17 protein-coding genes and 1 tRNA gene are annotated in these 19379 nt (G+C 70.8%); 9 read left to right on the top strand and 9 right to left on the bottom strand.

All coding sequences use genetic code 11. The features are described from left to right. The first annotated feature begins 97 nt into the window (after positions 1–97). A complete protein-coding gene (locus CW359_RS23050; protein WP_105971977.1) occupies positions 98–1171 on the top strand; it encodes a Clp protease N-terminal domain-containing protein in 1074 nt (357 codons plus the stop codon). An 88-nt stretch (positions 1172–1259) separates the two neighbouring features. Here CW359_RS23050 and CW359_RS23055 read toward each other — a convergent pair. The 3 genes from CW359_RS23055 to CW359_RS23065 all read right to left on the bottom strand — a co-directional run bounded on the left by CW359_RS23055 (position 1260) and on the right by CW359_RS23065 (position 3192). Beyond that, a tRNA-Arg gene (locus tag CW359_RS23055) sits at positions 1260–1332 on the bottom strand. 204 nt (positions 1333–1536) lie between these two features. Beyond that, positions 1537–2382 carry an SDR family oxidoreductase gene (locus CW359_RS23060; protein WP_105971978.1) on the bottom strand — a complete coding sequence of 282 codons (846 nt, stop codon included), beginning with the start codon at positions 2380–2382 and terminating at the stop codon, positions 1537–1539. Positions 2383–2424: 42 nt separating this feature from the next. After that, on the bottom strand, positions 2425–3192 hold the full coding sequence (locus CW359_RS23065; protein ID WP_105971979.1) for an SDR family NAD(P)-dependent oxidoreductase: 768 nt from the start codon (positions 3190–3192) through the stop codon (positions 2425–2427). Positions 3193–3340: 148 nt separating this feature from the next. Here CW359_RS23065 and CW359_RS23070 point away from each other — a divergent pair, with 148 nt between their 5' ends. Further along, positions 3341–4321, top strand: coding sequence for a helix-turn-helix domain-containing protein (locus tag CW359_RS23070; protein WP_105971980.1), 981 nt, complete (start codon positions 3341–3343; stop codon positions 4319–4321). A gap of 81 nt (positions 4322–4402) precedes the next feature. Further along, positions 4403–4741 carry a cupin domain-containing protein gene (locus tag CW359_RS23075; RefSeq protein WP_105971981.1) on the top strand — a complete coding sequence of 113 codons (339 nt, stop codon included), beginning with the start codon at positions 4403–4405 and terminating at the stop codon, positions 4739–4741. 30 nt (positions 4742–4771) lie between these two features. Here CW359_RS23075 and CW359_RS23080 read toward each other — a convergent pair whose 3' ends face one another. The 3 genes from CW359_RS23080 to CW359_RS23090 form a co-directional block, all read right to left on the bottom strand. Beyond that, on the bottom strand, positions 4772–6106 hold the full coding sequence (locus CW359_RS23080; protein WP_105971982.1) for an enolase C-terminal domain-like protein: 1335 nt from the start codon (positions 6104–6106) through the stop codon (positions 4772–4774). Between the two features lie 151 nt (positions 6107–6257). Then, positions 6258–7898 carry an IclR family transcriptional regulator domain-containing protein gene (locus tag CW359_RS23085; RefSeq protein WP_105971983.1) on the bottom strand — a complete coding sequence of 547 codons (1641 nt, stop codon included), beginning with the start codon at positions 7896–7898 and terminating at the stop codon, positions 6258–6260. Positions 7899–7966: 68 nt separating this feature from the next. Next, positions 7967–9268, bottom strand: coding sequence for a M6 family metalloprotease domain-containing protein (locus tag CW359_RS23090; protein ID WP_198655348.1), 1302 nt, complete (start codon positions 9266–9268; stop codon positions 7967–7969). Positions 9269–9563: 295 nt separating this feature from the next. On the opposite strand from CW359_RS23090, the gene CW359_RS23095 reads away from it, so the two are divergent. Both CW359_RS23095 and CW359_RS23100 read left to right on the top strand, forming a co-directional pair. Further along, the gene (locus CW359_RS23095) at positions 9564–10205 is read left to right on the top strand and encodes a TetR/AcrR family transcriptional regulator (protein WP_198655349.1); all 642 of its coding nucleotides are present in this window, start codon (positions 9564–9566) and stop codon (positions 10203–10205) included. A 125-nt stretch (positions 10206–10330) separates the two neighbouring features. Next, positions 10331–11863: an MFS transporter gene (locus CW359_RS23100; RefSeq protein WP_105971986.1), complete on the top strand. Its 1533-nt coding sequence runs from the start codon at positions 10331–10333 to the stop codon at positions 11861–11863. A 102-nt stretch (positions 11864–11965) separates the two neighbouring features. Here the strand turns inward: CW359_RS23100 and CW359_RS23105 are convergent, their stop codons facing one another. Beyond that, positions 11966–12475 (bottom strand): MarR family winged helix-turn-helix transcriptional regulator, encoded by a 510-nt coding sequence (locus CW359_RS23105; protein ID WP_105972040.1) that lies wholly within the window; start codon positions 12473–12475, stop codon positions 11966–11968. Positions 12476–12575: 100 nt separating this feature from the next. On the opposite strand from CW359_RS23105, the gene CW359_RS23110 reads away from it, so the two are divergent. Beyond that, on the top strand, positions 12576–13367 hold the full coding sequence (locus CW359_RS23110; RefSeq protein WP_105972041.1) for a dioxygenase family protein: 792 nt from the start codon (positions 12576–12578) through the stop codon (positions 13365–13367). Between the two features lie 137 nt (positions 13368–13504). Here CW359_RS23110 and CW359_RS23115 read toward each other — a convergent pair whose 3' ends face one another. Then, a complete protein-coding gene (locus CW359_RS23115; RefSeq protein WP_105971987.1) occupies positions 13505–14023 on the bottom strand; it encodes a GNAT family N-acetyltransferase in 519 nt (172 codons plus the stop codon). A 174-nt stretch (positions 14024–14197) separates the two neighbouring features. Here CW359_RS23115 and CW359_RS23120 point away from each other — a divergent pair, with 174 nt between their 5' ends. Continuing rightward, positions 14198–15199: a sigma-70 family RNA polymerase sigma factor gene (locus CW359_RS23120; protein WP_105971988.1), complete on the top strand. Its 1002-nt coding sequence runs from the start codon at positions 14198–14200 to the stop codon at positions 15197–15199. 496 nt (positions 15200–15695) lie between these two features. Beyond that, a complete protein-coding gene (locus CW359_RS23125) occupies positions 15696–16280 on the top strand; it encodes a TetR/AcrR family transcriptional regulator (protein ID WP_105972042.1) in 585 nt (194 codons plus the stop codon). Between the two features lie 343 nt (positions 16281–16623). Here the strand turns inward: CW359_RS23125 and CW359_RS23130 are convergent, their stop codons facing one another. Further along, positions 16624–17592, bottom strand: a complete 969-nt coding sequence (locus CW359_RS23130; protein ID WP_105971989.1) for a helix-turn-helix transcriptional regulator — start codon at positions 17590–17592, stop codon at positions 16624–16626. A gap of 62 nt (positions 17593–17654) precedes the next feature. Between CW359_RS23130 and CW359_RS23135 the strand changes: the two genes are divergently transcribed. Next, positions 17655–19175: an MFS transporter gene (locus tag CW359_RS23135; RefSeq protein WP_105971990.1), complete on the top strand. Its 1521-nt coding sequence runs from the start codon at positions 17655–17657 to the stop codon at positions 19173–19175. Positions 19176–19379: the final 204 nt, after the last annotated feature.

The raw sequence follows: 19379 nt of genomic DNA on the forward strand, positions 1-19379 counted from the left end.
CCATGAATGAATGACCGACCCTGCACCCATGGATAGAGAGGGAGATCCACCCCTGGATCGACGCGACTGCCGCCCGCCGCAGGGGAGGCTGGACCCCATGACCGGCAAGAAGCAGGAAGACGGCGGGGCGGCGTTCGTGGAGCCCGACTGGAAGACAGTGGGAATCCTGGGCGCGGCCCGGGGCGGCGCACTGGCGACGGACGGGGCGGCCATCGGCACCGAGCACCTGCTCGCGGGCATCACCACGTCCAAGGGCACCGCACGCGAAGCCCTCGCCGACGAAGGGGCCACCCAGACCGCGCTGTTGGCGGTGCTGCGGGACAGGAAGTCCCGGGAGGAGGCGTGGCACGGCACCGACGAGGCCGAGCGAAGCGTCGCCGCGCAGGAGGTACTGGGAGAGGAGTCCGGAGACCGCCGAGACCGCTTCACGGGCGCGGCGGCCAGGGCGCTCACCGCGGCGATGGACCAGGCGAGGGGAGAGGGCGCGGCGAAGTTCGGCGCGGTCCACCTGCTCCGGGCGCTCCTGGCGGAGGACAACCGCGCGCTGGAACTACTGGCGGCCTGCGGAATCCCACCACAAGCGGTACGAGCCCGCCTCGACCGCACGGACAGCAGCACCGAAACCGAGGCAGACAGGGAGGCCGAGGACCTGTCCCCCCACCTGCAAGCCACCCGCGACGTACTCCTCGGCCGCGCCCCCTACCGCCATCTGCCCTTCTGGAAGCGATGGTTGGTCAAGAGCGCCGGAACCAACCTGGCGTCGAAGCCCGCCTGGTGGGCCGGCATGGAGGCCTACGAGCAGGCACGCAGCCTCGGCGACAGAGCGGTGGGCACGGAGCACATCCTGCTGGCGATCCTGGCCACCCACGAGGTGGCGCTCAGGTACCCGCACCTGGCCCGGGAGAACGCCCCCACCCCCGACACCCGGTACGCGGGCGGCGAACGCCTGGCCGACCTGGGCCTCGACTACACCTCGGTCCGCACCGCACTGACCGACGACCGACCCCACCTGACCGCCGACCCCCGCCCCGCCGAGCGCTACATCGAAGAGGCCACGACCACGACAAGCACGACCGACCCGGGCACGGGCCCCCTGGTCGAGATCCTCCTCGGAGAGCAGACCCGCGCCAGACAACTCGTCGAGACGCTGACCGCCACGTCCTCCGCCTGACAACTCCCGCGCACACAAAGCGCGAACACAAGGAAAGGGCCCTTCCGTCCAACGGACGAAAGGGCCCTTGACCTGCGGTTCCACTCTGTGCCCTCGGCAGGATTCGAACCTGCGACACCGGCTTTAGGAGAGCCGTGCTCTATCCCCTGAGCTACGAAGGCGGGACCAGGGACAGCCTAGCGGATACGCGCGGACGGGCGTCGTCGGTATAAGCGGCAGGCGAGGGCCAGGGCATCAGTGACGGCGGCGGCCCGTCGGCCCGGCCAGTCAGGCCCGGGCCCTCAGTCCCGGACCCTCAGTCCCGGACCCTCAGTCCCGGACCCTCAGTCCCGGACCCTCAGTCCCGGGCCCTCAGTCCCGGACCCTCAGGCCCCGGTGTCCGCGTACCCCAGGTCGGCGCCCAGTTCGCGGGACGCGTCCGCCTGGGCGAGGAGTTCCCGGGCCTTGCCCTCGACGCCCTCGATGGCGTCTGCGCCGGCGACGAAGCGCAGGAGCGGCTTGTCCTGGTCGGCGATCGTGAGGAGGGCGCGGGCGAGCTTGGTGGGGTCGCCGGGCTGGCTGCCGTTCATGCTCTTCCAGGCCGTGATCGTCGCCCTGGTGCGGTCGGCGTAGTCGTCGATCGTCGGTTCGGGCCAGGTGGTGGAGGCGTCCACGAGGAGTTCGGTGCGGAAGAAGCCGGGTTCCACGACCGTGGTGTGGATGCCGTACGGCTCGACGTCGTAGCGCAGGGACTCCATCCAGCCCTCCACGCCGAACTTGGAGGCGGCGTACGCGACGCAGAACTCCTGGCCGATCAGTCCGGCCGAGGAGGAGATCGTGATGACGTGTCCTGCGCGCTGTCGGCGCATGATCGGCAGGACGGCGCGGGTGACGTTCATCGGGCCGAAGAGATTGGTCTCGATCTGCTCGCGCAACTGCGCGGGCGGGATCTCCTCGAAGTAGCCGGCGAAGAAATTACCGGCGTTGTTGATCAGCACGTCGATACGGCCGAAGCGGTCCACGGCCGCTTGTGCCGCGGCCTCGGCGTCCTCGGTGCTGGTGACGTCGAGGCGGGTGACCAGGAGGTTCGCCTGCGGTCCGCCCAGCGTCCGCTCGACCTCTTCGGGACGGCGGCCGGTGGCGACGACCCGGTGGCCGGCGGCGAGGGCCTCGCGGACGATGTCCGTACCCAGACCGCGTCCGGCGCCGGTGACGAGAACGACCTTGCTCATGAGAGTTCCTTTCGGGTGCCGTGAGGCGTTGGTGGGGCCGGATCAGGCCTGGTCGGTCGGCATGATCCAGAGTTCGCCGACGGAGGCGTGTCGGGGGCGCGTGACCATGTAGGCGACGCCGTCGGCTATGTCGTCCGGGGCGAGGACCTCGGTCTGCTCGTAGAAGGTGCGGATCGCCTCGCGGAGTTCGGGCTTGTGGTCGTTGTGCGAGCCCAGTTCGGTGTCCACCCCGCCCGGCTCCAGCACACCGACGCGGACGTGCCGCCGGGTGACCTCCTGGCGCAGGGACTCGGTGAAGCCGTTCACGCCGAACTTGGTGAGGTTGTAGACGCCGTAACCGTTCCAGGCGACGCGGCCCGCGATGGAGCTGACGTTGACGATGTCGGCGACCCGGCGCGGCCCGTCCTCGGCGGCCTTGAGGAGGTGGGGGAGTGCGGCGTGGGTGGTGTGCAGCAGGCCGTGCACGTTGACGGCGATCATGCGTTCCCATTCCGCGGCGTCCGCACCGACGACCGGGCCAAGCAGCATCAGCCCGGCGTTGTTGACCAGGGTGTCGAGGCGCCCGAAGTGTGCGACGGTCCGCTCCACGGCCGCCTCGGCGCGGGCGCGGTCCGTGATGTCCGCCGCCACGACCAGGGCCGTACCGCCGGCCTTCCCGATCTCGGCGGCCAGGTCGGTCAGCCGCTCCTCGCGGCGGGCCACGAGGGCGACGGAGGCACCCTCCTCGGCGAGGCGGCGGGCGGTGGCGGCGCCGATACCGCTGCTCGCGCCGGTGACGAGCGCGACGGTGCCGGTCAGATTCGTTGCCATGGGGTGTCCTGTTCCTGTTCCTCTTCTGCCTCTGCTGCTGCTCTTGCTTCTCAACAGAACCGTTCGTCACGGATCGGCGGGAGTCCCTGCTGAGGGGGTCACTGAGAGGGACCCCCAGGCCGCCGCGAGCGCTCGTAGAGTGGAGTGCATGACAGGCGCAAACGACCCAAACGGCATAAAAGATCTGAAAAGCCCCAGCCCTGATATTCGCGGTGATTTCCGTGCGGAGATCCGGGAATTCCTGGGCACGCGGCGGGCCAGGGTCACCCCCGAGCAGGCGGGACTGCCCCTGTACGGGGGAGACCGTCGGCGGGTCGCCGGGCTGCGCCGGGAGGAGGTGGCCCTGCTCGCGGGTATCTCCAGCGAGTACTACACGCGGCTGGAGCGCGGCAACGCCACCGGTGTCTCCGAGAGCGTCATCGACGGCATCGCGCAGGCCCTGCGGCTCGACGAGGCCGAGCGGATCCACCTGCTCGACCTCCTGCGCGGCGCCGGCCCGGCCCGTCCGTCGCGACGCAAGCCCGCTCAGCAGCGCGTCCGGCCCCCGGTGCAGCGTGTCCTCGACTCGATGACCGGCACCCCCGCCTTCGTCCTCAGCGGACGCCTGGACATCCTGGCCGCCAACCACCTCGGACGCGCCCTGTTCGCCCCCGCCTACGCCGACCCGGCGCGGCCACCGAGCAACGCCCGGTTCGTCTTCCTCGACCCGCGCGCACCCGAGTTCTTCCGCGACTGGGACGAGGTCGCAGGCGACACGGTCGCCATGCTGCGCGCCGAGGCCGGCCGGGACGCGTACGACCGTCGGCTGACCGACATGATCGGCGAACTGTCCACCCGCAGCGCGGAGTTCCGCCGCCGCTGGGCCGCCCACAACGTACGCATCCACACCACAGGTCTGAAGCGCCTGCACCACCCGGTCGTCGGCGACCTCGACCTGCCGTTCGAGACATTTCCGCTCGGAGCGGACCCCAGCCAGTTCCTGCTCACCTACACCGCCGAGCCGGGCTCACCCTCCCAGCAGGCCCTGAACCTGCTGGCCAGCTGGGCGGCCACCACCGACGCCACCGACGCCACCGACGAGCAGGCCGGGCCGACGGACGACTCCGAGCCCGCGGAGAAGTCCGAGTGACCGAGTGACCGAGTGACCGCCCGGCCGCCTCCCCGCCCACCCGACTGTCTGAGGCCACTCGGGGAAGGGAAGGTCACCGTCATGAAGAGCGAGCGGGAGTTCTTTTCACCCGAGGCCATGCCGTGGAGCGCCGGGCCGCAGCCCGGGACCGCCGAGCGGATCCTGAGCAGGGACGAGGCGGACCCGGAGGTGCTGACCCGGCTGGTGCGCTGGGAACCGGGGCTCGACACCTCGTCCTCCGGGGTGATCCGGCACGAGTGGGTCGAGGAGGTCTGTCTCCTCGAAGGCGACCTGTACGACCTCACCCTGGACCGGACCTTCCACCCCGGAGACTTCGCGTCCCGGCCCCCTGGCATGCCGCACGGCCCGTATTGGACGGCCGCCGGCTGCCTGATGCTGGAGATCCGCTACCGGCCGTAGCCCCCGTTCATCGCGGCGCCCCAGTCCTCCCTACCGCACCAGACACGGCCGCTTGCCGTCGAACTCCCAGCCAGGGACCAGGTATTGCATGGTGACCGCGTCGTCCCGTGCCCCCAACGCCCGCTCCCGGTACAGCTCGTGAGCCGCGAGCACCCGGTCCATGTCCACCCGTACCCCCAGCCCGGGCGCGTCCGGCACCGCGATCTCGCCGTCGACGATCCGCGGCGGAGCCACCGTCAGGCGTTCCATGCCCTCCTGCCAGATCCAGTGCGTGTCAAGGGCGTTGTACTCGCCCGGCGCCGCCGCCCCGCAGTGGGTGACCATGGCCAGGGAGATGTCGAAGTGGTTGTTGGAGTGGCAACCCCAGGTCAGGCCCATGGAGTTGCACAACTGCGCCACACGCACCGAGCCCCGCATGGTCCAGAAGTGCGGGTCGGCCAAGGGGATCGACACCGACTGCAGGGCCAGGGCGTGGGTCAGCTGCCGCCAGTCCGTCGCGATCATGTTGGTGGCCGTGGGGAGACCCGTCGCCCGGCGGAACTCGGCCAGGATCTCGCGCCCCGAGTAGCCGTCCTCCGCACCGCACGGGTCCTCGGCGTAGGCCAGCGTGCCGTTCAGAGGTGTGCACAGCTCGATCGCCTCGCGCAGTGACCACGCGCCGTTCGGGTCCAGGGTGACCCGCGCTTCCGGGAAGCGGTCCTTCAGCGCTCGTACGGCCTTGACCTCCTCGGCGCCCTCCAGGACGCCGCCCTTGAGCTTGAAGTCGCGGAAGCCGTAGCGGGCGTGGGTCGCCTCCGCCTGGCGGACGATCGCCTCCGGGGTCAGCGCCTCCTCGCGCCGGACGCGGTACCAGTCGACCGGGGAGTCCGGTTCACGGACGTAGTCCAGGTCTGTGCGGTCCGGGTCGCCGACGTAGAAGAGGTAGCCCAACACCCGTACCGAATCGCGCTGTTGGCCGTCACCCAGCAGGGCCGCCACCGGTACGTCCAGGTGCTGGCCGAGGAGGTCGAGCAGGGCCGACTCGACCGCCGTCACCGCGTGCACGGTGGTGCGCAGGTCGAAGGTCTGGGCGCCGCGTCCGCCCGCGTCGCGGTCGGCGAAGCGGGCGCCGATCTCCCGCAGGACGCGCTGGTAGTCGCCCACCTTCGCACCGACGACCAGCGACCCGGCGTCGCGCAGGGTCCGTGTGATCTTCTCGCCGCCCGGGACCTCGCCGAGTCCCGTACGGCCCTCGGAGTCGGTGAGGATCACGATGTTGCGGGTGAAGTAGGGGCCGTGGGCGCCGGAGAGGTTCAGTTCCATGCTGTCGCGGCCGGCGACGGGGTAGACGGCGAACTCGGTGACGGTCGGCTGGCGCGTGCTCATCGGAACCCTCTCGGTGTCTCCGTCTCTCCATACAGACGGCGTCCGCATATGAGAATGAAGATTAGATGCGTGAACAGGGGAGGTCAATGGAAGTACTTGCGACCCGCGCGTCGGCCGCGGGATCGAGACCGCCCCGCACCCCCGGTCGGGGCTACGTCAGCGGCACCCTTGTGAACCTGCCCGCCGTGCGCAGTTCCCCCTCGATCCGCGTCGCCGTCGCGTGCAGCTCGGGCAGGATCTCCTCCACGCACTGTTGCGCCGTGCGGCGGGTCGAGTGCATGGCCACGTCCACCGCCGCGACCACCCGGCCGGTACGGTCCCGGACCGGGACCGCGATCGAGCGCAGGCCCTGTTCCAGCTCCTCCTCGACCAGGGCGTATCCCTGTTGCCGTACCTCCGTGAAGTCCCCGTCCGGGGTGTCGGCCAGCAGCACCCGGCCCATCGACGTCCGGTGGGCCGGCAGGCGCGTCCCGACCGTGATGTCGGCGCTCATGATGCGCCGGGTCGCCGCCCGCGCCGTGTACTGGATCTCCCGACCCGTGCCCGTGCCCGTGCCCGAGTCCGGCGTCAGGATCGCCAGGGACGCCGACTCCTCCACCCGGTCCGCCAGTTCCGCCAGGTGCGGCGCGGCGATCTCGGGCAGGGAGGTGCGGGAGAGGGGCGGGAAGCCCAGGGACAGGACCCTAGGGGTCAGGGTGAAGGTGCGGCCCGTTGGTTCCACGTAGCCCAGGTGCTCGTAGGTGATCAGCGCCCGGCGCGCGGTCGCCCTTGCCAGGCCTGTCGCCCGGGCCACCTCCGTCAGGGTCAGCTCGGCGCGGGACTCGCCGAAGGCCGTCAGGACCGTCAGGCCCCTGGCCAGGGACTCGACGAACTCCCGGCCCAACTCCTGCTTCGACGCCCCGGTCCAGGCCGCCAGGTCGGAGGGGGGCACCCGTGCCTCGGCGGTGGGCCCCTCCCTCAGGTCCGCCCGCAGGTCCGCCTCCATCGCCGCCACCGTCGACCGCAGCCGCGGCAGCAGCTCCTCGCGCAGGCCGGTCGCCGTGCGGCGGCTCGTGTGGCTGACCACGCTCGCGACGCACGCCACCCTGCCCGTACGGGGGTCCCGTACGGGGACGGAGACCGCCACCAGGCCCGGTTCGATCAGCTGGTCGTCCAGTGCCCAGCCGTCGGCCCGGGCCCGTTCGACGTACGCCTCGAAGTCGCTGTCCGGGGCCCCCGTCCCTTCGGTGCGCGGCGGGATCGCCGGGAAGCCCAGGTCCGCCGGGTCCGCCGTCCGGCGTTCGTGCCAGTGGTGCCAGTCCGCCCGCGTCCATTCGGTGGCGAACAGCGGGCCCGGCGCGGTGCGTTCGGCCGGCAGGAGGTCGCCGATGCGGAAGCTGAGGGACATCGCGCGGCGGCGGGTCGCCTGGTGGATGAACCGGATGCCGTCCCGGTCGCCGACGGCGAGGGACACCGACTCGTCCAGCTCGTCGGCGAGGGCGTCCGCGTGCGCGTCGAGCAGGGCGGGCAGCCGGAGGGCGGCCAGATAGGCGTTCCCCAGTTCCATCAGCCGAGGGGTGAGAACCGCGTCCCGGCCGTCGAGACGGACGTACCCCATGCGGGCGAGGGTCGCCGTGATCCGGTCCACGGTGGAACGTGCCAGGCCGGTCGCCCGCTCAAGCCCGCTCAGGCTCAGCGTCCCGCCCGCCTCCGTCAGCTGCCGCAGTACGGCGATCCCGCGCATCAGCGGGGCGACGGCCTCGGCGGGGACGGGAGCGGGGGCGGACACCTGGCCGGGGACGGGGTCAATCATGGGCTCACCGTAATGCCCGTGCGGAATCGCCTGCCGGGAGCCCGGCCTCCACCCGTACGGGAGGACCCCTACCTCCGGGTGATCGTCACCCGGTGGTTCCCGTCCAGGTCGGCGCTCGCCACCGTGATCCGGATGCCCCGGCTCGGGTCCTTGAAGGACTCGCCGGGGGCGAAGGGCGCGTCGGAGAGTTCCGCGTGGACGTTCGGGCTGCGGGTGCAGCCGCCGCTGTCCCGGCGGGAGTCGTACACCGTGACCGGGCCCCGGCCGGTGTCGACGTTCGCGTCGACCTTGTAGATCAGCACGCCGGGCCGGCACACCGTCTCGTCGTTGCCCTCGCGCGTGCGCAGCTCGACGGCGTACCCCGTACGGGAGTTGATGGGCACGAAGACCAGCTTCGCGCCGCCGGGCCTGGCCAGCGGGGTGAGCGTGTACTCCGTCGTGCCCGCCGTCACCGCGCAGCCGACCTGCGAGGGGTCCAGCCAGCCCAGCTTCCACTTGTGCCAGCCGAGGAGGTCGTTGTTGGCCCCCCAGTCCTCGCTCATGATGTCCCAGTGCCCGACCGCGCCCCCGCCGTGCTGCGTGTACAGGTCGGGCAGCCCGAACACATGCCCGTTCTCGTGCGGCAGGACGCGGTAGCCCGTGGTGTCGTACGACCCGGAGCCGTCGTCCTGCCGGGAGTAGACGAACGACGCGTTGGCCACCGGCACCCCGTCCGCGACCGGCGCCTCCCGGTTCCCGGCGAAGGTGACGGACAGGACGGTGTCCAGGGCGGAGGGGCCCGCGTTCGGGGTGACCAGCACGTTCAGCAGGTCGTACGAGCGGAAGTCGACCGCCGGGTCGGCCGCGCGCACGATGTCCTGGACCAGCCGGCGGTAGCCGGGGTCGAAGGGGGCGCCGCGCTGTATGCCGTACGAGCGGAAGGTGCGCGGCATCCGCAGCCAGGTGTCGATGGGGGCCTCGGGGCGGTAGTCGAGGCGGCCGTAGGAGCTGGTGGTGAACCAGTCCCGGGTCTGCGGGAAGAACTCCGCGAGCCGGTCGAGGGCGCTGCCCTGGCCGGGGGCGTCGGAGAAGTCGACCATCAGGTTCAGCGCGCGGACGGTGCCGGTGGAGCGGGAGTAGCCGGCCGGGGTGGGCAGGCCCTCCGACATCTGGACGCCCAGGCCGCCCCTGATCAGACAGGCGCCGAGCGGGGAGGAGCGGGCCAGCGGGACGGAGCCCGCGGCCGTCGTGGAACCCTTGGCGAGGGGTCCGGTGCCGGCCGAGGTGCTGACCGCGAGGGTCAGCGCGGCCACGGACACCAGGGCGGCCACCCGGCGGGGGCGCATGGTGCCCGGCGGGCGTATCCGACGACGGCTGGTCGGCTGCTGCATGCACGGACCCTTCGCGCCACGGCAGCCGCCGGTCTCGGACTGCACCCTTTCGATCACCCTGTGTCGAGGTCGGCGGGAGCGCGCGCTGGAGGAGACCGATCGTGGGTACCCGCCCCGGATTCCCCCCGGATTCCCCCCGGGATTGATGTGACCCAGGTCACATCAAATCTCTTCGGATGCGGGAAATAACCGGGGACCGTTTCCCCGTTTAGCCATGTGTCCGAGCGAAACGGGGACTCCATCCCCGGATCGCAACACACCGTTCACGAAGAACGCGTCGATGAAGGAGTACGCCGTGCAGACCGCGATCCCCGTGCAGAAGGCGCCCCGGCCCCGTGCCGACGCCCTGCGCAACCGGGAGCGGATCGTCACCGCCGCCCGCGAGATGTTCGTCGAGTTCGGCGCCGAGGTGCCGATCGACGAGATCGCCCGCCGGGCCGGCGTCGGCAATGCCACGGTGTACCGCAACTTCCCGGACCGGGAGGCCCTCGCCCGCGAGGTCGTCTGCTCGGTCATGGACCGGATGTCCGAGGCGGCCGAACTGGCCCTCGCGGAGACCGGCGACGCCTTCGCGGCGCTGGAGCGCTTTGTGCACGTCACCGCCGACGAACGGCTCAGCGCGCTCTGCCCGATGATGGCCAGCACCTTCGACCAGCGCCACCCCGACCTGGAGGCCGCGCGGGAGCGGGTCGAACAGCTCACCGAGGACATCATGGACCGGGCGAAGGCGGCCGGTCAGCTCCGTACGGACGTCGGTGTCGGCGATGTGATGATCGTCGTGGCCCAGCTCAGCCGTCCCCCGGCGGGCACCGGGTGCACGAGCATCGACCGTTACGTCCACCGACACCTGCAGCTGTTCCTGGACGGTCTGCGGGCGCCGGCCCGCTCCGAACTGCCCGGTACGGCCGCGACTATGGAGGACCTGCGCCAGCCCTGACGGCGATCTGACCCTCGCTCCGAGCTTCTCCGCTCCCCTTCTTTCCTCGCTCCACGCTCCTCTCCCCTCGTCCCGTCCCCTTTCACGCCCTTTTTCCGTCACGAAGTCCCGAAGTGGGTATCCCCATGTCTGAAACAGTCCAGGCTGCCGCCACCAAGGCGCCGGCACCCGATGCGAACCGCTGGAAGGCACTGACCTTCATAGCGCTCGCCCAGCTGATGGTCGTGCTCGACGCGACCATCGTGAACATCGCCCTGCCCTCCGCCCAGCAGGATCTGGGGATCTCGGACGGCAACCGCCAGTGGGTCATCACGGCCTACGCCCTCGCCTTCGGCGGACTGCTGCTCTTCGGCGGCCGGATCGCCGACATCTGGGGCCGCAAGAACACCTTCGTCACCGGTCTGATCGGCTTCGCCGCGGCCTCCGCCCTGGGCGGCGCCGCGACCAACGAGGCGATGCTGCTCGGCTCCCGCGCCCTCCAGGGTGCCTTCGGCGCACTGCTCGCGCCCGCCGCGCTCTCCCTGCTCGCGGTGATGTTCACCGACGCCAAGGAGCGCGCCAAGGCGTTCGGCATCTACGGGGCGATCGCCGGTGGCGGTGGCGCCGTGGGTCTCATCCTCGGCGGCTTCCTCACCGAGTACCTGAACTGGCGCTGGACGTTCTTCGTGAACATCCCCTTCGCCGCCGTCGCCGCCCTCGGCGCGTACTTCGTCATCCGTGAGCCGTCCGGCAGCCGCAACCGCTCGCCGCTCGACATCCCGGGCGTCGTCCTGTCCACCCTCGGCCTGGTCTCCCTCGTCTACGGCTTCACCCGCGCCGAGTCCGAGGGCTGGAGCGACTCCCTGACGATCGGCCTGTTCGTCGCCTCGGCGCTGCTCCTCGCGACCTTCGTGTTCGTCGAGTCCAGGGTCAAGGCCCCGCTGCTGCCCCTGCGCGTCATCACCGAGCGCAACCGCGGCGGCGTCTACCTCTCGCTCGGCCTCGCGATCATCGCGATGTTCGGCCTGTTCCTCTTCCTCACCTACTACCTGCAGATCGTGAAGGGCTACTCCCCGGTCAAGACCGGCTTCGCGTTCCTGCCGATGATCGCGGGCATGATCACGGGCTCCACCCAGATCGGCGCCCGCCTGATGACCCGCGTCCCGGCGCGGCTGCTGATGGGCCCCGGCTTCCTGGTCGCCGCGCTCGGCATGCTGTTCCTGACCCAGATGGAGATCGGCTCGTCCTACGCGGCCCTGCTCCTGCCGGCGATGCTCCTGCTCGGTCTCGGCATGGGTACGGCGTTCATGCCGGCCATGTCCCTGGCCACGCTGGGCGTCGAGCCGCGTGACTCCGGTGTCGCCTCCGCGATGGTCAACACCTCGCAGCAGGTCGGCGGCGCGATCGGTACGGCCCTGCTGAACACCATCGCCGCCTCGGCCACCACGACCTACGTCGCCGACCACATCGGTGGCGCGTCCTCCCGCTCCCAGCAGCAGCTGGTCCAGCTGAAGGGCATGGTCGAGGGCTACACCAGCGCCATCTGGTTCGCCGTCGGCATCCTGGTCGCCGCCGCGGCGATCGCCTTCACCTTCATCAACGCCGGTGCCCCGGACGTGAGTTCGACCAGCGGTGAGGGTGCCGAGGACGAGCTGAAGGTCCCGGTGGTCGCCCACTGACCCCGGACGCCGTCCCCTCGATACCCCTTCGGGCCACTCCGTACGTCACGCGGGGTGGGGACGCCTCGTGACGTACGACTCCAGGATCTGCCCTGGTTCCGCTCAGCGGAGCCAGGGCAGATCCGCGCCCGCGTCCTTCGGCTGAAGGCCCTGGGCGACGATCTCCATCACCTCGTGGAGCGTCTTGCGCTGCTCGTCGCTGATCCGGTCGAACAGCGCCTGGCGTACGGCGGTCACATGACCGGGCGCGGTGCGCCGGAGCACCTCCTGGCCCTGGTCGGTGAGGACCGCGAACTGGCCGCGCTTGTCCGAGGGGCAGTCCTCGCGCCGTACCCAGCCGTTCTTCTCCAGCCGCGCGATGGCGTGCGAGAGCCGGGACCGGGTGATCTTGGCCTTCATCGCCAGCTCGGTCATGCGCAGCCGCCCGTCCGCCTGTTCGCCCAGCCCCACGAGCAGGCCGTAGTAGACGTGCGGCATGCCGGCGTCACGCTGGAGCTGACGGTCCAGGTGGTCCTCCAGCAGGGTGACCGCGTGCATGTAGGCCCGCCAGGTGCGCTGTTCCTCGTCGGTGAGCCAGCGGGGCTCCTCGTCGGGTGTAGATGCCGTGTTCATGTACTCCACTCTACGTTCCCCGTCCTTGAATTTTAAACCAAAACGATGTATGTTCAGTATGCGAGAAGCTTGAGACTTCAACAGAAGGGCAGTGGCCGTCATGTCCGCCGACACCAAGGAGCGCATGCCGGCGCTCTACCTCAGTCACGGCGCCCCTCCGCTGGCCGACGACCCGATCTGGCCCGGCCAACTCGCCGCCTGGTCGGCCGACCTGCCCCGCCCGAAGGCGATCCTGATGGTCTCCGCCCACTGGGAGGAGGCCCCGCTCGCCCTCGCCGCCATCGAAACGATCCCCCTCGTCTACGACTTCTGGGGCTTCCCCGAGCACTACTACCAGGTCGAGTACGCCGCCCCCGGCGCCCCCGAACTCGCCGAGTCCGTACGGAAGCTGCTGCGGGCCCCCGGAATGCCCGTCCAGGACATCCCGGACCGCGGTCTCGACCACGGCGCGTACGTCCCCCTGGTGGAGATGTTCCCCGAGGCGGACATCCCTGTCCTCCAGATCTCGATGCCGACCCTCGACCCGGTGAAACTGATGGACATCGGGCGTAAACTCGCCCCCCTCCGTGACGAGGGCGTCCTGATCGTCGGCTCCGGCTTCTTCACCCACAACCTGGCCGCCCTCAGGCACGCGGGCCCCGGGGAGCCGTCCTGGTCGCGCGAGTTCGACGACTGGGGCCGCCGGGCCCTGGAAGCGCGGGACGTGGACGGCCTGCTGGACTTCCTCCACAAGGCCCCCGCGGGCCGGTACGCCCACCCCCGCACCGAGCACTTCGCCCCCCTCTTCGTGACGATGGGCGCGGCCGAGGTGGCCGGCGAACTGGACACCCAGCGGTCCGTCATCGACGGCTTCTGGCTGGGGCTGGCCAAGCGGTCGGTGCAGTTCGGCTGACCCGGCCGACGGACATTCGGCCCTTTCGGGCAGCCGCCCGGGGGCCGAAAGTACGTACACGCGACCGGAGTTCCCTCCCGTACGGGAAGCCCCTTCCCTACGGGAGTTCCTCCCGGTGCCCGGAGTTCTCCCCGGACTCAGAGTTCCTTCTCGTACCAGGCCACGTCCCAGTACCGGCCGAACTTCCGGCCCACCTCGCCGTACGTCCCGATGTACCGGAACCCGAAGCGCTCGTGCAGCCGCACCGACGCCTCGTTCGGCGGCACGATGCCCGCCAGCGCGCGGTGCACGTCCTCGCCCGCCAGCACCGCGAAGAGCTCCTTGTAGAGCAGGGTGCCCACGCCGCGCCCGCCCGCGTCCGGGGCGAGATAGACGGTGACCTCCACGGTGGTGCCGTACGCGGGCTTCGCGCGGAAGGGGCCGGATGTGGCATACCCCAGAATCCGCTGTGAGTCCATGTCCGTGGCAACCATCAGGCGGTGCGGGCCGTCTTCAGGGTAGGAGAGCAGCCAAGGACGGCGCTCCTCCGGTGTGAAGATTTTGGTGTCGAAAGTAGTGGGTGTCTCGCGTACGTAGTGGTTGTAGAGGTCCGTGAGAGCTGCGAGATCAGCCTCGACTCCCGGCCTGACCTGCACCTCTGTACGTTCCGACGGCATCATGCCTCCTTTGTCGGCGGCACAGGGTACTGCAAGATCAGAAAAATAGGGGGGCGGCGTGGGAATTCTGTCCTGATTCCAGTCGTTGTTTCCTTCGGATGCCGGGCACGCGAGGAGTGTGCTGAGCGTTCAGTACCAACAGGGACAACCAGGACCACTCGCAAGGGAGCAAGCATGGCAACCCGTGCCGTCGCCCGTCGTACGTCGTCCGCCACCGGCGGAGCCGTCGGCGGCGCACGCAGTGTTCGCGCCCATGGCGGCGAGATCGCCGACCGCGACCTGGTCGGCATGTACTTGGACGAGATAGCGCGCACCCCGCTGCTGGACGCCGCCAAGGAGGTCGAGCTGTCGCAGACCATCGAGGCCGGTGTGTTCGCACGCCAGATCCTCGACGGCGAGGCGGAGGCCAAGGCCGACGCGTCGGTCGAGGAGCTGGAGGCGCTGGTCGCCGAGGCCGAGCGGGCCAAGGACGTCTTCATCCGCTCCAACCTCCGGCTGGTCGTCGCCGTCGCGCGCCGCTACCCCCGCAGCGGCCTGCCCCTCCTCGACCTCATCCAGGAGGGCAACGCCGGCCTGGTGCGCGCGGTCGAGAAGTTCGACTACCGCAAGGGCTTCAAGTTCTCGACGTACGCCACCTGGTGGATCCGTCAGGCCATCACCCGCTCCATAGCCGACCAGTCGCGCACGATCCGCCTCCCCGTCCACCTGGTCGAGGAACTGGGCCGGATCCGCCGCGTGCAGCGCGAGTTCAACCGGAAGAACGGGCGGGACCCGGAGCCGGCGGAGATCGCCGCCGAACTGGACACCACCCCCGAGCGCGTCGTCGACGTCCTCGACTGGGCCCGTGACCCGGTCTCGCTGAACATGTCGGTCGACGACGACGGCGACACCCAGTTCGGCGACCTCCTGGAGGACACGTCGGCGGTGTCACCGGAGCAGTCGGTGCTGACCCTGCTGCGCAGTGAGGAACTGGACGACCTGATCGGCCGTCTCGACCAGCGCACGGCGTCCATCATCAAGATGCGGTACGGCATCGTCGACGGCCGGGAGCGCACGCTGACGGAGGTCGGCAAGGAGCACGGCCTCACCCGCGAGCGGATCCGGCAGATCGAGAAGCACGCGCTGATGGAGCTGAAGAAGCTGGCCCGGGACACCGGCTTCGACGCCGTCGCGTAGGGTTCCGCAGGGCAGCGGAGCCATCACGGGGGGCGCACTTCCGTAGTCCGTGCGCCGGGTGGCGTACGACTGTTGAGGAGTGCGTGCGCGGGGTGGCGGAAGGCCGCGCAAAGAGTCTGCTGCAAGGCTGCTTCAAACCACCGGGTCCGGGGCACAAGACCTCAGGGCCCAGGAGTACGGGTCCGGGCGGCAACGCCTCGGACCCCCTGAGCCAAGTCCCGACGCACCCCCCCGCGTCGGGACCTCCCAAGCCGGGCTTCGGTACCTAACCCCCCCCAGGTACCGGGGCCCGGCTCTTTTGCGTCCAGTGCGTCAAAAAGGCGGGGCACCCCGTACCTGAACCCCGGGGTGGCCCGCCGAATGGCAGATTGTGCCACAGCGGCATAACCTGGCGTCCGTGTCCCACCCCGATATCTCCGGTTCCTCCGGCTTCTCCGACTTCTCCTCGGGCCACTTCTCGGGTTCGCTCACCGAACGGCGCAAGTACGCGACGCGGATGGAGATCGCCCGGGTGGCGGCGAGGCTCTTCGTGACCGACGGGCTGCGGGCCACCCGCGCCGAGGACATCGCCCAGGCGGCCGGGGTCGCGCCGCGCACGTTCTACCGCTACTTCGCCACGAAGGAGGAGGCCGTCGGCCCCCTGTTCGGCGCGGGCATGGAGCGCTGGGCGGAGACGGTGCGTGACGCCCCGGCCGCGCTGTCCGTGCCGCAGGCCCTGGAACACGCGGCCCGCCATGTGCTGACCCCCGGCGCCGGGGTGTCCCCGGGCTCCCTGGACTGGGCCCGCACCCTGCTCCGGCTCGCCGAGGAGAGCCCCGCCCTGCTGCGGGTGTGGGCGGAACGGTGCAGGGCGGCGGAACGCGCGCTGTCGCAGGCGCTGGCCGCCCGGGGCGCGGGCCCGGCCGACTCGCCGGAGTCCCGCTTCAGGGCCGCCGTCGCCAACGCGGCCGTACGCGTCGCCTTCGAGACCTGGGCGGCAGGCGACACCCCGGCCACCGGCCCGACCGGCCCGGCGGCACTGGCGGTACGCAATCTGGGGGCACTGCGGGACTTCGCCTGGGGCGGCGGGGCGGGGGCCTGAAACGCGGGATTCGTGGCGCGGGGCGGGTTCTTGAGGTGCGGGTTTCGTGAGGCGGGACGGGTTCTTGAGGGGCGGGTTCTGTGAGGCGGGGCGGGTTCTTGAGGTGCGGGTTCTGTGAGGCGGGGCGGGTTCTTGAGGTGCGGGTTCTGTGAGGCGGGGCGGGTTCTTGAGCCGCAGGTTCCGTGAGGCCGGGCGGTCTTGAGGTGCGGGTTTCGTGAGGCGGGGCGGGTTCCTGAGTCGCAGGTTCCGTGAGGCCGGGCGGTTCCTGAGCCGCGGGTTCCGTGAGGTCGGGCGGGTTCCTGAGGTGCGGGCCCCCGGGAGTCGGCGGCGGCAGCGTCGCTGGTCAGTTGTCCGCCGCCGCCCGGGACAGCCGTGCCCCCAACTCCCGTACCCGTTGCACCAGTTCCGCCGGTTCCTGGACCGTGAACTCGCAGTCGACCGACGCCAGCCGCACCGCCAGCCATTCCACCGCGTCGCCGACCGAGGAGCGGATGCGGCAGCTGTCCTCGCCGAGGGGCTCGGGGGTGCCCAGCCAGGCCGGGACGCGGGCGGCGACGTACGCGGCCGGGGCGGCGAACGTCGCCTCGAACTCGTAGGCCTCCTGCCTGACGTACATCGACCGGCGCAGATACTCCGCCGCGTCGCCCGTCGGCAGCTCGCGCGGGGCGAAGCGGGCGCCCGTCGCGAAGGGGTCGGCGACCCGGTCGACGCGGAAGGTGCGCCAGTCGGCGCGATCGAGGTCGTAGGCGACGAGGTACCAGCGACGGCCGGTCGAGACGAGCCGGTGGGGCTCGGTCAGGCGCTTGGTCGGGGTGCCGTCCTTGGACCGGTAGGCGAACCGGAGCCGTTCCTGCCCGGCCACCGCCGAGGCCATCACTGTGAGCGTCTCGGGGGCGATGACCGCGCCGTCTCCGCTGGTCAGCGGGGTGGTCGCGGCCTGGAGGGTGGAGACGCGGCGGCGCAGCCGGGACGGCAGGACCTGCTCCAGCTTGGCCAGCGCCCGTACGGACGCCTCGTCCAGCCCCTCGACGGCGTGCCCGGCGCCCGCCCGCAGCCCGACCGCGATGGCCACCGCCTCCTCGTCGTCCAGCACCAGCGGCGGCAGCGCCTTGCCCGCGACCAGCCGGTACCCGCCGTCGGAACCCTTGCTCGCCTGCACGGGATAGCCCAGTTCCCGCAGCCGGTCGATGTCCCGCCGGACGGTACGCCGGGACACCCCGAGCCGGTCGGAGAGTTCGCCGCCGGGCCACTCGCGGGGCGTCTGGAGGAGCGAGAGGAGCTGCAGGAGCCGGGCCGGGGTGTCTGTCGTCATGGGTACGAGGATGCCCGACCATTAGGACACGATCTGACCTAATGGGGTTCTAGGTTGAACACATGAACTCCACCGAGACCTCATCGCCCTCTTCGGGCACCCCGGCCGCCGTACCCGACCGGCGGCGCTGGTTCGCCCTCGCCATCGTGATGACCGCGGCCTTCATGGACCTCGTCGACGTCACGATCGTCAACATCGCGATCCCGTCGATCCAGCGCGAGGCCGGCGCCTCCTTCAGCCAGATCCAGTGGATCACCGCCGGCTACGCGCTCGCCTTCGCCGCCGGCCTCGTCACCGGCGGACGCCTCGGCGACATCCACGGCCGTAAGCGGCTCTTCCTCGTCGGCATCGGCGGCTTCACCCTCGCCTCCGCGCTGTGCGGCTTCGCCGCCAACCCCGAGATGCTGGTCGCCTCGCGCATCCTCCAGGGCGGGATGGCGGCGCTGATGGTGCCGCAGGTCCTGTCGATCGTCCACGCGACCTTCCCGGCGCACGAACGCGGCAAGGTGTTCGGCCTGTTCGGCGCGGTCGTGGGCCTGGGCGCGGTGACCGGCCCGCTGCTGGGCGCGCTGCTCACGGAGTGGGACCTGTTCGGCCTCGGCTGGCGCCCGATCTTCCTGATCAACCTGCCGGTCGGCATCGCGGGCCTGATCCTCGGCCACCGCTTCATCACCGAGTCGAAGGCCCCGCGCGCCCTCAAGCTGGACCTGGTCGGCGTGGCCCTGGTCACCCTGGGCCTGCTGATGCTGCTCTACCCGCTGACCCGGGGGCGCGAGCTGGGCTGGCCGCTGTGGGGGTACCTGTCGATGGCGGGCGCGCTCGGCGTGTTCGGCGCGCTGGTGGCGTACGAGAGGCGGAAGACCCGGATCGACGGTTCGCCGCTGGTCGAGCTGTCCCTGTTCAAGGTGAAGAGCTTCGCCGCGGGCATCGCCGTACAGACGGTCTTCGGGGTTGCGCTGGGTGTGTTCTTCCTGGTCTGGACGCTGTACATGCAGTACGGGCTCGGCTGGAGCCCGCTCAAGGCGGGGCTGACCGGGGTGCCGTTCTCGATCGCGGTGTCGGTGGCGGCCGGGATGTCCGTCCAGAAGCTGACGCCCCGCTTCGGCCGCAAGGTGCTCCAGACGGGCGCCCTGGTGATGGGCCTCGGCGTGCTGCTCTACATCTGGGAGTCGGGCCGGTACGGCCTGGCCATCGCCCCCTGGCAGATGGCGTTGCCGCTGGTGGTCATGGGCGCGGGCATGGGCCTGATCGTGGCGCCGCTGACGGACGCGGTGCTGTCGGAGGTGCCGAGGGAGCATGCAGGGTCGGCGTCCGGGCTGATCAACACCGTGCAGCAGATGGGGAACGCGCTGGGGCTCGGGCTGGTGTCGGTGGTGTTCTTCGGCGTGATGGCGGACCGGCTGGCACCGAGCGAGGTGGGGCCCGCGTTCGTGGACGGCTTCCAGAACGCGCTGGGGTGGGTGGCCGGGCTGATGGGCCTGATCTTCGTGGTGATGTTCGCGCTGCCGGGGCGGGCCGTGGTGGCCGAGGAGCCGGATGCGGCGGCGGAGGACGAGGAGCGGGACAAGGTCCTCGTCGGCTGAGCAGGCGCAGGCGCAGGCGTAGGGCGTAGGAGGACGGTGGAGTCGGCCCGTCGCCCCGGAGGAATCCGGGGCGGCGGGCCCCATCTTTGGGCACGTAAGCCCGTTTGTGTCTGCATCACGCCCGAACCTGTTTACTTTCCGGAAATCCGGGCGTAGCCTCCGAGTGAATCCACAAGTTCGGGCATGAGTCGGAGGCAAACGGAC

Origin of the sequence: Streptomyces geranii (assembly GCF_002954775.1) — a bacterium.
Taxonomy (GTDB): Bacteria; Actinomycetota; Actinomycetes; order Streptomycetales; family Streptomycetaceae; genus Streptomyces; species Streptomyces geranii.